The following is a 14,891-nucleotide window of genomic DNA, read 5'->3' as shown; positions in this document are numbered from 1 at the left end:
TTTAAGGAAAGCACATGTTAAGCATCAAAGATTTACAGGTCAGTGTGGAAGATAAGGCGATCCTGCGTGGGTTGAGCCTTGAGGTTCGCCCCGGAGAAGTCCACGCCATTATGGGACCAAACGGTTCAGGGAAAAGTACGCTTTCTGCAACTCTCGCTGGACGGGAAGACTACGACGTCACTGGCGGAACGGTAGAGTTCAATGGCAAAGATTTACTGGAACTGTCGCCGGAAGACCGGGCCGGTGAAGGGATCTTCATGGCATTCCAGTATCCGGTGGAAATCCCTGGCGTCAGTAACCAGTTTTTCCTGCAAACGGCGCTGAATGCGGTGCGAAGTTACCGTGGCGAAGAGTCGCTGGACAGGTTCGACTTCCAGGACCTGATGGAAGAGAAAATTGCGCTGCTGAAGATGCCGGAAGATTTGCTCACGCGCTCGGTAAACGTCGGTTTCTCCGGCGGTGAGAAAAAACGTAATGACATTCTGCAAATGGCCGTACTGGAGCCTCAGTTGTGCATTCTTGATGAGTCAGATTCCGGCCTGGATATTGATGCGCTGAAAATCGTTGCGGATGGCGTGAACTCGCTGCGTGACGGGAAACGCTCATTCATTATCGTCACTCACTATCAGCGCATCCTGGACTATATCAAACCCGATTTTGTTCACGTTCTCTACCAGGGGCGAATTGTGAAGTCCGGCGATTTTACGCTGGTCAAACAACTGGAGGAGCAAGGTTATGGCTGGCTTAGCGAACAGCAGTAACGTGCTGCAACAGTGGCACCATCTGTTTGAGACGCAAGGGGAGACACGCTCACACCATGCGCAGCAGCACTTGCAACAGATGCTGCGTCTGGGGCTGCCAACGCGTAAACATGAGGACTGGAAATACACGCCGCTGGAGGGATTAACCAACAGCCAGTTTGTCAGTCATGTCGCTGAGATAACGTCAGCCCAATGTGCAGCGTTGTCGCCGACAATTGATGCTGTACGACTGGTGTTTGTTGACGGGCAATTCTTTCCAACGCTCAGCGACAGCACAGACGGTAGCGGTTTTGACATTACCATTGACGATGCGCGCCAGGCGCTGCCAGCGGCTATCCAACCGGAAGTGTTTTTGCACCTTACCGAAAGCCTGTCCCGTAGCGTAACGCACATTCAGGTGAAGCGTAACCAGCGCCCCGCGAAACCGCTGCTGCTGCTGCATATAACCCAGGGGCTGGCGGGCGACGAGGTGAATACGGCGCACTATCGCCACCATCTGGAGCTAGCGGAAGGCGCAGAAGCCACCGTCATTGAACACTATGCCAGCCTCAGCGAGCGTCGCCATTTCACTGGCGCACGCTTAACGATGAACGTCGCGGCAAACGCCCATTTGCGCCATATCAAACTGGCGTTCGAAAATCCCCTCAGCCACCACTTCGCGCATAATGACATTCAATTGGGCGCGGATGCTACTGCCGTTAGCCACAGTTTCTTGCTTGGTGATGCGGTATTGCGCCATAACACCAGTACGCAGCTTAACGGCGAAAACACCACGCTTCGGCTGAACAGTCTGGCGATGCCGGTGAAAAATGAAGTCTGTGATACACGGACCTGGCTTGAGCACAATAAAGGGTATTGCAACAGTCGCCAGCTGCATAAAACGATTGTCAGCGATAAGGGGCGGGCGGTATTCAATGGTCTGATCAACGTCGCCCAGCACGCTATCAAAACCGACGGTCAGATGACCAACAATAATCTGTTGCTCGGAAAGCTGGCGGAGGTGGATACCAAGCCACAGCTCGAAATCTACGCCGACGACGTGAAATGCAGCCACGGGGCGACGGTAGGACGGATCGACGACGAGCAGATGTTCTATCTGCGTTCACGCGGAATCGGTCAGCAGGATGCTCAACACATGATTCTCTATGCGTTTGCCGCTGAGCTGACGGAAGCCCTGGGCGATGAAACGCTGAAACAACAGGTACTGGCGCGGATCGCCCAACGCTTGCCGGGAGGCGCAGCATGACATTTCCCATTGAAAAAGTACGGGCAGACTTTCCGGTCCTGACGCGTGAAGTGAACGGTTTACCGTTGGCGTATCTGGACAGCGCTGCCAGCGCGCAAAAACCCAATCAGGTGATTGATGCCGAGGCCGAGTTTTATCGTCACGGCTATGCGGCGGTCCACCGCGGTATTCATACGCTGAGCGCCCAGGCCACGGAAAAAATGGAAAATGTGCGCAAGCTTGCCTCGTTGTTTATTAACGCCCGCTCAGCGGAAGAGCTGGTGTTTGTTCGTGGTACGACGGAAGGCATCAATCTGGTGGCGAACAGCTGGGGCAGCAGCAATGTGCGAGCGGGCGATAACATTATCATCAGCGAAATGGAGCACCACGCCAATATTGTGCCCTGGCAGATGCTGTGTGCCCGCGTAGGGGCAGAGCTGCGTGTTATTCCGCTCAATGCCGATGGTACGTTGCAGCTGGAGACGCTGCCGACGCTGTTTGACGATCGTACGCAACTGCTGGCGATTACCCACGTTTCTAACGTGTTGGGTACCGAGAACCCGTTATCGGAAATGATTGAGCTAGCGCATCAATACGGCGCAAAAGTGTTGGTGGATGGCGCGCAGGCGGTGATGCATCATCAGGTGGATGTCCAGGCACTGGATTGCGATTTTTATGTTTTCTCCGGGCATAAACTTTATGGACCAACCGGTATTGGCGTTCTGTATGCCAGAGAGTCGCTGTTGCAGGAGATGCCACCCTGGGAAGGCGGTGGTTCAATGATTGCGACGGTGAGTTTGAGTCAGGGAACAACGTGGGCCAAAGCCCCCTGGCGTTTTGAAGCCGGAACGCCAAACACCGGAGGTATTATCGGACTCGGCGCGGCTATTGAGTATGTTTCAGCACTGGGGCTTACTGAAATCAGCGAATATGAACAGTTCATGATGCGCTATGCATTGGAGCAGCTGGCAGATGTACCTGATTTGACGCTCTACGGGCCGGATAACCGCCTGGGTGTGATTGCATTTAACCTTGGTAAACATCACGCCTTTGACGTCGGCAGTTTTCTTGATAACTATGGAATAGCCGTGCGGACGGGACATCACTGCGCTATGCCGCTGATGGCCTACTATAACGTTCCTGCTATGTGCCGGGCGTCGATTGCAATGTACAACACCCATGAAGAAGTGGATCGCCTGGTAACGGGCCTCAAGCGTATTCATCATTTACTGGGCTAACAGGGAGGCGTTATGGCTGCGCTACCGGATAAAGAAAAGTTGTTGCGTAATTTTCTGCGTTGCGCTAATTGGGAAGAGAAATACCTGTACATTATTGAGCTGGGTCAGCGTTTGCCGGAATTAAACGACGACCTACGCTGCCCGGAAAATAGCATCCAGGGATGTCAAAGTCAGGTATGGATTGTTATGAACCAGAATGGCGAAGGGATTATTGAATTACAGGGCGACAGTGATGCGGCAATTGTTAAAGGACTTATTGCCGTGGTATTCATTTTGTATGATCGCATGACGGCCCAGGATATTGTGAATTTTGATGTGCGTCCGTGGTTTGAAAAAATGGCGCTCGCACAGCACCTCACACCGTCTCGTTCACAAGGGCTGGAGGCGATGATTCGGGCTATTCGCGCCAAAGCCGCAACTCTTAGCTAAACTGATAAAACACGTTAACTTTCAGACCGACTTGAAAGCGTTCGTGTAAGGCAACGCAGTGACTCGTAAGCCGGATTGGGCGCTCGCCGCGGTCCGGCAAGAACGCCAGGGGGGTGAGTGAGTATGAAACGCGCGTCTGTTATTACGTTAATGCTAATCGGCGCTTACAGCGCTATTCAGGCCGCATGGGCGGTCGATTATCCTTTGCCCCAGGCGAATAGCCGCCTTGTTGGGCAAAACCAAACCTACACCGTGCAGGAAGGCGATAAAAACCTACAGGCGATAGCCCGTAAGTTTGATACCGCTGCCATGCTGATCCTTGAAGCCAACAATACTATTGCCCCCGTACCTAAACCCGGAACCCTGATTACTATTCCCTCACAATTACTGCTGCCGGATGCACCACGCGAAGGCATTATTGTGAATCTGGCGGAACTGCGTCTGTATTACTTCCCGCCGGGAGAGAATATTGTTCAGGTATTCCCAATTGGTATCGGTTTGCAGGGGCTGGAAACGCCGGTAATGGAAACCCGGGTTGGGCAGAAAATCCCGAATCCTACCTGGACCCCTACACCAGGCATCCGTAAACGCTCTCTGGAGCGCGGCATCACATTACCGCCTGTTGTACCTGCCGGGCCAAATAACCCGTTAGGACGCTTTGCACTGCGTCTGGCGCATGGAAACGGTGAGTATCTGATCCATGGCACCAGCGCGCCGGACAGCGTGGGCCTGCGTGTGAGTTCTGGTTGTATTCGCATGAACGCGCCGGACATTAAAGCACTGTTTGCTCAGGTCCGCACAGGCACGCCGGTCAGGGTGATTAATGAGCCGATAAAATATTCGATTGAGCCAAACGGCATGAGGTATGTCGAAGTGCATCGACCGCTGTCGCCGGAAGAGGAACAAAACGTCCAGACCATGCCGTATGTGCTGCCAGCCGGATTTACCCAGTTTAAAGACAATAAAGCGGTGGATAACAATCTGGTGGAAAGGGCGTTGTATCGTCGCGCAGGTTATCCAGTCACCGTCACTGCCGGGCAAGCATCGGTCGCGAGTAATGGGCCAGAAGTGAAGTCTGCGCAAAATGGCGTGCCGGGAGGAGATGCTGAGGTACGCGCTACGCAATAACAGGGAAGGGGAATTCAGAGCAAAAAAAATGGCGCACAAAGTGCGCCATTTTTATTACACAGATACTATTACTTGCGGTATTTAGTAGCTGCGTTGTCCAGACGCTGGTTAGCGCGAGCTGCGTCATCTTTAGCAGCCTGAACGTCGGAACGCATTGCGTTCACGTCGTTGCTCAGCTGGTCAACTTTAGCGTTCAGAGTCTGAACGTCAGAAGACAGCTGATCGATTTTAGCGTTGCTGGAGCAACCTGCCAGCAGAGTAGAACCCAGGATTACCGCGCCCAGTACCAGTTTAGTACGATTCATTATTAATACCCTCTAGATTGAGTTAATCTCCATGTAGCGTTACAAGTATTACACAAACTTTTTTATGTTGAGAATATTTTTTTGATGGGAATGCACTTATTTTTGATCGTTCGCTCAAAGAAGCATCGAATTGTGCAAAAACGGCTAAAAACCCGAGTGAAAACAGAAAGCTTCCATCGGATTCATCTTAGATAATCACGGATTAGATAGTGAAATCCGATTTGATTTTTTATTAATTGTAGCTATCGATAAAATAAAAAAAGCGCCACCAGGGCGCTTTTTTAAGCAAATTAATTCGCGATGGAATTATTACAGCACGTGAACGGATGCGGTGTTGGTGGTGCCGCTCGGAACCAGTGCACCAGAAACCATAACCACAACGTCACCTTTTTGAGCCAGACCGCTTTCCAGAGCGACTTCTTTACCCAGACGATAGAAATCATCGGTAGAGCTGATTTCTTTAACCACCTGTGCAACAACGCCTTTGCTCAGCACCAGTTGACGCGCGGTAGTTTCGTTGGTGGTCAGCGCCAGGATGGTGGCATCCGGGAAGTATTTACGTACTGCGCGAGCAGATTTACCACCCTGGGTTGCGACGACGATCAGCGGCGCGTCCAGTTTTTCAGCAGTTTCAACCGCGCCACGGCAAACGGCTTCGGTGATGCGCAGTTTGCGGCTGTCGTTGTTGAAGTCCAGACGGCTGGTCATCACACGGTCAGTACGCTCACAGATGGTCGCCATGATGGTAACGGCTTCCAGCGGATATTTACCTTTTGCAGACTCGCCAGACAGCATTACTGCGTCGGTACCGTCGAGGATGGCGTTCGCTACGTCACCGGCTTCAGCGCGGGTCGGACGCGGGTTTTTGATCATGGAGTCCAGCATCTGGGTCGCAGTGATAACGACTTTACGTGCACGGATACATTTTTCGATGATCATCTTCTGCGCGAAGATAACTTCTTCAACCGGGATCTCAACGCCCATATCGCCACGCGCAACCATGATGCCGTCAGACGCTTCGAGGATTTCGTCGAAGTTGTTCAGGCCTTCCTGGTTTTCGATTTTGGAGATGATCTGGATGTTTTCGCCGCCGTGCGCTTTCAGGTGCTCACGGATTTCAACGACGTCAGAACGTTTACGGATAAAGGACGCTGCAACGAAGTCAACGCCTTGCTCGCAACCGAAGATCAGGTCTTGTTTGTCTTTTTCAGCCAGTGCTGGCAGCGCGATGGAAACGCCCGGCAGGTTAACGCCTTTGTTTTCGCCCAGGTCGCCGTTGTTCAGCACTTTACAGATAACTTTGTTACCTTCGATAGCGGTAACTTCCATGCCGATCAGACCATCGTCAACCAGAACGGTGTTGCCGACGGACAGATCTTTAGTGAAGCCTTCATAAGTAACAGCAACGATTTCGTTGTTGCCTACGACAGATTTGTCGGTGGTGAAGGTGAAGGTCTGGCCCGCTTTCAGGGAAACGTCGTTACCGCCTTCCAGTTTGATGGTACGGATTTCCGGACCTTTGGTGTCGAGCAGGATTGCGGCTTTCTTGCCGGTTTTGCTCATGACGTTGCGCAAGTTCTTGATGCGCTGACCGTGTTCTGCGTAGTCGCCGTGGGAGAAGTTCAGACGCATGACGTTCATGCCCGCGTCCAGCATTTTGGTTAACATCTCTTCGGATTCGGTTTTCGGACCGATGGTGCAAACAATTTTCGTCTTTTTCATGACAGTCTTAGTCTTTAAGTTGAGAAGGATATGGAAATCTGGCTCCCGCCGCGCACGGACGGGAAGCTAAACCTGAGTTACGAAAGTTGTGATGCCTCGCTCTAAGGATAGGTGACATCGAAAGAGCGTGCAGAGGAATGTGTGCTTGTGTTTCAGCCCAACGGGATGGTGAGTTTTGTAGTCGTTGAGTTTTACAGGTCAATGTGCTGAAACCATTCAAGAGACAATTGGCGCGCATTATACGCTGAAAATTATCAAAAAGGAAAATGGAAACAGCGTTTCAAAACACTTCTGTGCAGTTTTACAATAAATATTCATTAATTTGTTCATCGGTATGGATAAAGAGGTTATCGGGCGTTGCGTTCTGTTGCGCAACAAACTGCATTTAACATCCTGATGACTATGTTTTATACGGTTGACGTTGATCTTGTAATATATTTCTAAAAGTTATATCAAATTCGTTTTAATTCATTCTAAAAGCCAATTCCACTGATTACACTCGTTTGGACATCCATACTGCTAAACAGCTAAAAGCGATAGCAGAAGAACAATAAGCAGCAGCGGATACCCAAACGACATGATTGTCCTGAAAAATATTTCGAAAGTGTTTACGCCAGGCAGGCTTGCCATCACCGCTGTCGATAACGTCAATCTGACGGTTGAACAGGGGCAGATTTACGGAATTATTGGTTACAGCGGGGCAGGTAAAAGCACCTTAATTCGTTTGCTCAATGGTCTCGAAAAACCGACCTCCGGCAGCGTGACGATTAACGGCCACGATATCTCTGCCGCCAGTGGGGAATCGTTACGCCAGGCGCGACTGAAAATCAGCATGGTGTTTCAACACTTCAATTTGCTGTGGTCGCGGACCGTTAGCGAAAATATTGCTTTCTCTATGCAAATCGCCGGTGCGTCCAAAGCGTCCATCAAAGCGCGGGTTGCTGAACTGATTACGCTGGTTGGGCTGAGCGGTCGTGAAAATGCGTATCCTTCCCAGCTCAGCGGTGGGCAAAAGCAGCGTGTAGGAATTGCCCGCGCGCTGGCGAACAATCCGGATGTCCTGCTGTGTGACGAAGCCACCTCGGCGCTGGATCCGCAAACTACCGATCAGATCCTCGATTTACTCCTCGATATTAACCGTCGATTCAAATTGACCATTGTGCTGATCACTCATGAAATGCACGTAGTACGCAAAATCTGCGACCGCGTCGCGGTAATGGAAAACGGCAAGGTCGTTGAGGAAGGTGATGTGCTCAACGTCTTTACCCATCCTCAGCAGCCTATTACCCGACAATTTGTTCGTCAGGTGAGCCAGTACACCGAAGAAGACGAGTTTAATCCGCAACTGGCAAGCGAGTTGGGTGGGGTGGTTATCAAATTAACCTTTACCGGGCAACGTACCCATCGGCCTGTGGTTGGGGAATTGACCCTGCGCTATGGCCTGCCGTTCAACATCTTGCACGGCAAGATGACGCAAACCGCACACGGCGTGTTTGGTCAACTTTGGGTGCACGTGGTGGCCTCTGAGGAACAATTGAACAATATTTTGGCCGACCTGCGCCAGAGCGACATTGAAGGCGAGGTGATTCAACATGGCTGAAGAACTGTTTCCCCATCTGAAGTGGGATCAACTGTTAGCGGCAACCCAGGAAACGCTGTATATGACAGCTCTTTCGGGGGCGGCGACCTTTATCCTGGGCATCGCGCTTGGCCTGGCGTTGTTCCTGACAGCGCGCGGCGGATTATTCCCTAATCGCGCGGTATATAGCGCTATTTCACTGGTGGTGAATATCTTTCGTTCGATCCCATTCATCATTTTGATCGTGCTGCTTATCCCGTTTACCAAAGCGATGGTAGGCACCATTCTCGGCGCCAATGCCGCGTTGCCTGCGCTGATCGTGGGGGCCGCGCCGTTTTATGCGCGTCTGGTCGAAATCGCTCTGCGTGAAGTGGATAAAGGCGTTATTGAAGCGACGCGTTCGATGGGCGCACGGCTGAGCACGCTTATTTTTCGAGTTTTACTGCCGGAATCCTCTCCTGCTCTGGTGTCCGGGATCACCGTGACGCTAATTGCGCTGGTGAGCTACAGCGCGATGGCAGGGGTAATTGGTGCCGGTGGTTTAGGGAATTTGGCCTATCTGGAAGGATTCCAGCGCAACCACAGCGACGTCACGCTGGTGGCGACGGTGACGATTTTGCTCATTGTCTTCATCATCCAGCTTTGCGGCGATGTGATCACCTCTCTGTTAGATAAACGCTAATAAAATACGGAAACCATTATCATGAAAAAATCACTGACGTTACTCGCTGCAGCAACCTTAAGCGCCCTGAGCTTTGCCTCCTGGGCTGATACTCTGACCGTTGGCGCGTCTAACGTGCCGCATGCGGAGATCCTTGAACAGGCCAAACCGATTCTGGCGAAGCAGGGGATCGATCTGGAGATTAAACCGTTCCAGGATTACATTCTGCCGAACACTGCGCTGGCTGGCCGTGAGATTGACGCCAACTACTTCCAGCATATTCCGTACCTGAACAGCGTGATTAAAGATCATGCAGGCGATAAAACGTATGACTTCGTCAGCGCCGGAGCGATTCACATTGAGCCGATTGGTATCTATTCGAAAAAAGTGAAATCGCTTAAAGATCTACCGGAAGGCGGCAAAGTCATCATGCGTGATGCGGTATCTGAGGAAGGCCGAATTCTGTCGATTTTCGAAAAAGAGGGAGTGATCAAGCTGAAGCCGGGCGTGGATAAAGTAACCGCGCGCATTAGCGATATCGTCGAAAACCCGAAAAAGCTGAAGTTCCTGCCAAACGTGGAAGCCGCGCTGTTACCGCAGATGTATAACAACGACGAAGGTGATGCGGTGGTGATTAACGCCAACTACGCCATCGACGCCGGGCTGGATCCAGTGAAAGATCCTATTGCCGTTGAAAGTGGTGAAAACAACCCGTATGCCAACATCATTACCGTGCATCGTGGCGACGAGAAGAAAAAGGATATCGTAGCGCTGGTTGATGTCCTGCATTCAAAAGAGATCCAGGACTGGATCCGTACTAAATATAAAGGTGCGGTGATCCCGGTAAACAACTAATCCGCTTTTTGCCGGGTGGCGGCAGTGCTTTACCCGGCCTACGATGTCCTGTAGGCCGGGTAAAACGCGTTCGCAATGCCATGCGGCACCAGAGCTACACTCGCTCAATTCTCGCGGGCAACCCCTGACGCACCGACGCACCCGACACCCAGTCAAGCCAGGTATTGGCTACCTGTCGGGTTGGGTCCGCAAAACCCAACTCGTTGAGATTAATCCCCGACTTAATCTGCTCATCAAACGCCATCGGCTCACCGTCGAGGGTATGCCGTGCCGCGCCCATTTCTTTATGTCCGTAACCATGTTCAATGGCGATAACACCCGGCATGACGCCATGCAGCAGGCTTATCTGCGCTTGCGCCTGACCGCCTGGGGTAGTGATACGCACGATATCGCCGTGTGCTAAGCCATACCGCTGACCATCCTGTGGATTGAGCGCCACCAGATTAACCGGCTTCAGATGATGAAGGCGTGGGATCACCGCCGTGGCGCTGGACATGGTATTGGATTTAAAGGAAATCAGTTTCAACGGCCACTCTTGTTCCGGGAACAACTCCTCGACCGCACGTCCATCTGACAGACGTGAAGGATACCAGGCCGGGCAGCCGCTGAAGCGCTCGCCGGTAATCGCATGGCGGTGCGCGGCGACGTTCGCATTCCAGATTTGGAGCGGTTTTTCCCAGGCATTGCCGACGCGGTTATCAACTCGCCCGCTGTTGTCCGGCGCAAAGCGCCCGCCGCGGGAGTAGATAAACGCCACTCGGCTGATTTCATCGGTTTTCAACGTTTGGGTCATCACAGGCATGATCCGCTGGACCCCGGTCAGCGCTATGTCTTCCGGCTGTGCTTCAGCAACCGGAGCTTTGCCCATAAACGCAATATTGGCCGCGAGACGCAGGTAGTAATCTTCCGCACGGTTTAACGGATAGTGATTACCTTGCGGATCGGTAATTGCATTGTCGCCGAATCCAGGTAGCCCGATGCGCTTTGCCACTGCGATACAGAAAGACTCCATCGAGGCCGGTTGACCGTCAGCCGTGAGGCTGGTCGCCGATCTGACAACTGGCCAACGCGCGGTGGTGGCTTTGCTGGCCACGCCCGCCCACGGAGCGCTGAATCCCCAGCTTTCGAAGTTGTGGGTATCCGGCACGATGTAATCTGCCAGCGCCGTGGTTTCGTTCATAAAGGCGTCAATGGCAATAAACAGCGGCAGACGAGCAGGATCCTTGAGCTTTTCTTCCGCCACGCCGCGTAACCCCGCAATGCCGTAAAACGGGTTGGTCATGTTGGAGATCCAGGCTTTCAGCGGATAAGGGTAACCTTCAAGCGCCGAGACGAGGAGTTCGGTAAGCTGACCGGCGACAAACGGATACCACGGCGCTTTAGCCGGGAAGGGCGATTGCCCGGCAGCTACCTTATTGCGGTACTCTTCCGAAGACTCATAAGCGGTTTTACTGCGCGCGATGCTTAACCCTTTCGGTTTTACCTTCCCGGCGAAGCTGTCCATGTTGTAGCGCGGACCGTCGGTGGCGCCATTAAACTTGCCGCCGCCGACGAACACGCCGCCTTCAAGGCTGAGGTTACCAATAAGCGCATTGAGCATCATCACCGACCAGGCGTTATAAAATCCATTGCCTGCCATCATTCCGCCGTGCGTGATCACAGCCGCTTTACGCCCGTGGCGGGTGAATGCGTCGGCCAGAGCGGCAATGTCTGCTTCTGACACCCCACACTGCTGGTTGTACTGCGTTAGCGACAGTTTTTCTGCGGACTCACGCAGACACTGGAAGCTGCTTTTTACCGTTACTGTCTGCCCGTCGGCCAGCGTCACTTCACGGGTAACAAACAGCTGAGCGCGCGGGCAACTGCTGGCGACGACAATCTCACCGGCCTCGTTGACGACCATCGGCTCCTGGGCAGCGTTTGCACTCAGATGGGCGAGGGTCAGGTGTTGTCCGGCAAGCGTTGGAATTTCATCGGTAATCACCAGATGCGTTGCATTAGTCCAGCTTTTTTCTCCTGCCTGCTGCATGGCCTGCACGCCGGGAATGGCGAGATAATCAGCGTTATAGCGTTGTTTATCGATAATCCAGCTTATCATCCCCATAGCCAGCGCGGAGTCGCTTCCCGGTCGTACGGGTTGCCAGTGGCCGCGATCGTCAGCCAGCACCGTGGTTAATGGCAGGGCTGGCGCCACCACAACATAGCGGAAGTCGTCACGTAAACGGGCGCTGGCCAGCTGGCGGGCCTGGCGCTTAAACGGGTTGCCGGATTGCGCCGGAGAGGTGCCCATAAACAGCGCGAATTCGACGTTATCCCAGTCGGGTTTCACGTGGGTATTTTTATCCAGATCGCCCATTAACGCGCCGGAACCGGCCCGATAGGCCAGGCCGCAGTAAGCGCCATGAGCACCGAAGTTTTTACTGCCGAAACTGTTCAGTGCGAAGCGACGTAAAAAGGTATCACGTCCTTCATCGCTGGTATTGGTGACCAGCAGTTGATTGGATTTTGGGCCAAAGCCGGGATGTTTCGCATCAAGCGGTGTAGTGGGATCGTGGATAGCTCTCAGACCATCAACGTGGCCTTCACCAAACAAATCGCCACCTTCCACCACCTCTTTGATCAGCTGTTCGAAGCTGATGCGCTGCCATTTTCCCTCACCGCGTTTACCGACACGCTTCATAGGCTCCAGAATACGTAGCGGGCTGTACAGACCTTCGAGTAAGGTTGCGCCACGGGCGCAGGCGGTGGAACGTGCGTCAAGACCTGACTCCCCGGCCAGCTGTTCCAATGCCGTGGTAAAGGGGACAGAGGCGTCTATATGATGCTCGTGCGACAGCGGATGATAAGGGTTGCCCGCAATGCGCAGCACTTTGCCTTGCTCAGTGTCAACGCGAACCCGTACGCCACACTGCGTCCAGCAACCAAAGCACTGCGTCATCGAGATCACCTGCTGCGGGTTTTGCTGCCAGTGAGGCCGGGCGTTGGCTTCGGGGATGAGCGCGTTGGCAAAAATGCGGTCACGGGTAATTTTGCCCGAGGTTCCGTCCAACAAACCGTCTATTGCGCGCTTTGCCACATCCCGATAACTCAGGCCAAAAGTCACCATGCCACCTACGGCAAGGCCCACTTTAAGCCACTGACGACGGGTTAAATTAGCCATGTTGCATTCTCCTTGCGATCGCGTTCAGGGCTTCACGAACAATAATAATCAGTGCTATCCACAGGCCGAAGGTACCCACAATAGCCAGCCAGCCATCGGTGCCGCCGGGCAGGGTATAGGGATTAAACTGCGCGTTAAATTTCGGTAAGGTCTGCACCTGGATGAGTAACGTCCAGCGCATTAGCCAGCACAGCGCCATAGCGCTAAAAGCGAGTAATATGCGCAGCGGTAGCGACAAGGGGTAACGTACAACCAACCCGCAAAGAGCAAGCGAAACAAGCCATAGCGCAACCCAACCGATAGCGTAGTGTTGTGCTGAAGAGGCAACATCCAGCCACTGACGGATAGCCGAACCGGAAAGCGTATTACCACTCGCCCAGATCACTACCACGATAGCCAGCGCGATCAACGTGACCATTTGCCCCCACGCTAGCTTACGCGGTAGTGCGTCCTTGCTATTTGTCGTGGCAATAAGCAGGGCAAGAAATGTTTGCAGCGCGCTGAGGAACATCGCAACCGGAAAGGCGTAACTGAACCAAATGGGACGCGCCTGTACCACCGACACTTCACGGCCGGTGTAAACCAGCAATCCGATGGCGGACAGCGCGCTACCAAGTGCTAACCATTTTGTGACGCTGTAACTTTTTAGCGTTAGTCGTTTCACATGCTGCGCCAGAAACCACAGACCTAAAAAACCGGTAAACAGCGGTAAAAACAGCGCGCCCCACGGCATCCAGGACCATGGCGTCGGATACGCATAGAAGTGCCAGACGCGGGCGGTTTGGTGTAGATCAGCGGTCAGCGCCAGCGGCGCGGTAATCGCACAGGTCAGGGCGATTAACAGCGTCAGATTCTCCAGGTTTGCCGTTTCTTTTTTGCGCCAGTGGAGAACGCAGGCGAACAGCGCGGCGCAGGCGGCAATGCCGATGAAAAAGAAATATTGTACGGCCCAGGGTAACCAGCTTACGTCCTGGGGATGGGCCAGAACCTCGTCGATAATCAGTGAATGGCTCATTTAAACCTCCTGCCAGAGAGCGGGTTGAGCTCGTCCCATCAATGGGGTGACAAACGCCTCATCCAGTCCCAGATAGAACACGTGAGGAGACGTACCGCTTTCCGGCTTCAGGACTTTGATGGCGTCATGGTGTTCATGCAGCATTTGTGAAATGCGGCTGTGCGGATCTTTAATATCGCCAATGATGCGCGCGCCGCCGACGCAGGATTCCACACAGGCCGGGAGCAGCCCTGCTTCTAGGCGGTGAACGCAAAAGGTACATTTATCGGCGGTTTGCGTTTCATGATTGATGAATCGCGCATCATAAGGGCAGGCCTGCACGCAATAGGCGCAGCCCACGCAGCGTGTGTTGTCGACCACCACAATGCCGTCTTCGCGTTGGAAAGTGGCCTGCACCGGGCAAACGGGCACGCAAGGGGGATTATCACAATGGTTGCACAGTCGCGGCAGCAGGACGTTGGTGACGCTTTGCTGACCTTCAATCTGTACTTGATACTGGTTGACGAGGGTACGAAATTCGCCCTGTGGCGTTTGGTTTTCAATGGCGCAACTGACGGTACAGGCCTGGCAGCCGATACAGCGTCGCAGGTCAACCAGCATGGCGTAGCGATGCTGTTGTGAGCCTTCCCGGCGTTCAGGCGAATAGGGAAATTGCGCCTGAGCCAGCGGAACCAGTGATGCCCCAGCGGTCAGGACGCCCAGTTGCTGGAGAAACTGCCGTTTACTGCTGTCCATATTTTCTCCCGTCACGATGCAACAACGAAACATTGGTCACGCCGTTGATTTGCGTGTGATGAATAAAGAATCTCAATG

General features: G+C 53.1%; 14 protein-coding genes. 8 read left to right on the top strand and 6 right to left on the bottom strand.

The annotated features are described in order from the left end of the window. The first annotated feature begins 14 nt into the window (after positions 1-14). The 5 genes from sufC to ldtE all read left to right on the top strand — a co-directional run bounded on the left by sufC (position 15) and on the right by ldtE (position 4,781). Positions 15-761 (top strand): Fe-S cluster assembly ATPase SufC, encoded by a 747-nt coding sequence (gene sufC, locus OGX94_RS21740; protein WP_003832649.1) that lies wholly within the window; start codon positions 15-17, stop codon positions 759-761. Next, positions 736-2,007 carry a Fe-S cluster assembly protein SufD gene (sufD, locus tag OGX94_RS21735; RefSeq protein ID WP_003832650.1) on the top strand — a complete coding sequence of 424 codons (1,272 nt, stop codon included), beginning with the start codon at positions 736-738 and terminating at the stop codon, positions 2,005-2,007. The genes sufC and sufD overlap by 26 nt, the downstream gene beginning before the upstream one ends. Continuing rightward, positions 2,004-3,224 (top strand): cysteine desulfurase SufS, encoded by a 1,221-nt coding sequence (gene sufS, locus OGX94_RS21730; RefSeq protein ID WP_008784609.1) that lies wholly within the window; start codon positions 2,004-2,006, stop codon positions 3,222-3,224. Before sufD ends, sufS begins: the two co-directional genes overlap by 4 nt. A 12-nt stretch (positions 3,225-3,236) precedes the next feature. After that, a complete protein-coding gene (gene sufE / locus OGX94_RS21725; RefSeq protein ID WP_003832654.1) occupies positions 3,237-3,653 on the top strand; it encodes a cysteine desulfuration protein SufE in 417 nt (138 codons plus the stop codon). A gap of 123 nt (positions 3,654-3,776) precedes the next feature. Beyond that, the gene (gene ldtE, locus OGX94_RS21720) at positions 3,777-4,781 is read left to right on the top strand and encodes a L,D-transpeptidase LdtE (protein WP_003832656.1); all 1,005 of its coding nucleotides are present in this window, start codon (positions 3,777-3,779) and stop codon (positions 4,779-4,781) included. A gap of 68 nt (positions 4,782-4,849) precedes the next feature. Here ldtE and lpp read toward each other — a convergent pair whose 3' ends face one another. The 3 genes from lpp to ynhH form a co-directional block, all read right to left on the bottom strand. Beyond that, entirely contained in the window at positions 4,850-5,086 is a 237-nt protein-coding gene (gene lpp / locus OGX94_RS21715) for a murein lipoprotein Lpp (protein ID WP_003029373.1), read from the bottom strand. A gap of 309 nt (positions 5,087-5,395) precedes the next feature. Further along, positions 5,396-6,808 (bottom strand): pyruvate kinase PykF, encoded by a 1,413-nt coding sequence (gene pykF, locus OGX94_RS21710; RefSeq protein WP_003029366.1) that lies wholly within the window; start codon positions 6,806-6,808, stop codon positions 5,396-5,398. A 7-nt stretch (positions 6,809-6,815) separates the two neighbouring features. Then, the gene (gene ynhH / locus OGX94_RS21705; protein WP_242637968.1) at positions 6,816-7,010 is read right to left on the bottom strand and encodes a protein YnhH; all 195 of its coding nucleotides are present in this window, start codon (positions 7,008-7,010) and stop codon (positions 6,816-6,818) included. 375 nt (positions 7,011-7,385) lie between these two features. Here ynhH and OGX94_RS21700 point away from each other — a divergent pair, with 375 nt between their 5' ends. From OGX94_RS21700 to OGX94_RS21690, 3 genes are read left to right on the top strand one after another with little or no spacing between them, the layout of a single operon-like run. Next, complete coding sequence (locus OGX94_RS21700; RefSeq protein ID WP_257661675.1) at positions 7,386-8,408, top strand: methionine ABC transporter ATP-binding protein; 1,023 nt, start codon at positions 7,386-7,388, stop codon at positions 8,406-8,408. After that, complete coding sequence (locus OGX94_RS21695) at positions 8,401-9,069, top strand: methionine ABC transporter permease (protein ID WP_048214308.1); 669 nt, start codon at positions 8,401-8,403, stop codon at positions 9,067-9,069. The genes OGX94_RS21700 and OGX94_RS21695 overlap by 8 nt, the downstream gene beginning before the upstream one ends. Positions 9,070-9,090: 21 nt before the next feature. Beyond that, positions 9,091-9,903 (top strand): MetQ/NlpA family ABC transporter substrate-binding protein, encoded by an 813-nt coding sequence (locus OGX94_RS21690; protein WP_003029358.1) that lies wholly within the window; start codon positions 9,091-9,093, stop codon positions 9,901-9,903. A 94-nt stretch (positions 9,904-9,997) separates the two neighbouring features. On the opposite strand, the gene ttrA is transcribed toward OGX94_RS21690, so the two are convergent. The 3 genes from ttrA to ttrB are packed head-to-tail and all read right to left on the bottom strand — an operon-like array spanning position 9,998 to position 14,813. Next, positions 9,998-13,063, bottom strand: coding sequence for a tetrathionate reductase subunit TtrA (gene ttrA / locus OGX94_RS21685; protein ID WP_286569940.1), 3,066 nt, complete (start codon positions 13,061-13,063; stop codon positions 9,998-10,000). Continuing rightward, a complete protein-coding gene (gene ttrC, locus OGX94_RS21680; protein WP_063941518.1) occupies positions 13,056-14,078 on the bottom strand; it encodes a tetrathionate reductase subunit TtrC in 1,023 nt (340 codons plus the stop codon). Before ttrC ends, ttrA begins: the two co-directional genes overlap by 8 nt. Then, positions 14,079-14,813: a tetrathionate reductase subunit TtrB gene (gene ttrB, locus OGX94_RS21675; RefSeq protein ID WP_226804182.1), complete on the bottom strand. Its 735-nt coding sequence runs from the start codon at positions 14,811-14,813 to the stop codon at positions 14,079-14,081. Positions 14,814-14,891: the final 78 nt, after the last annotated feature.

It is taken from the genome of Citrobacter sp. Cpo037, assembly GCF_030332945.1.
Lineage (GTDB): Bacteria > Pseudomonadota > Gammaproteobacteria > Enterobacterales > Enterobacteriaceae > Citrobacter > Citrobacter portucalensis.
The sequence above is the reverse complement of the archived record's forward strand: the minus strand, read 5'-3'. Positions and strand labels throughout refer to the sequence as shown.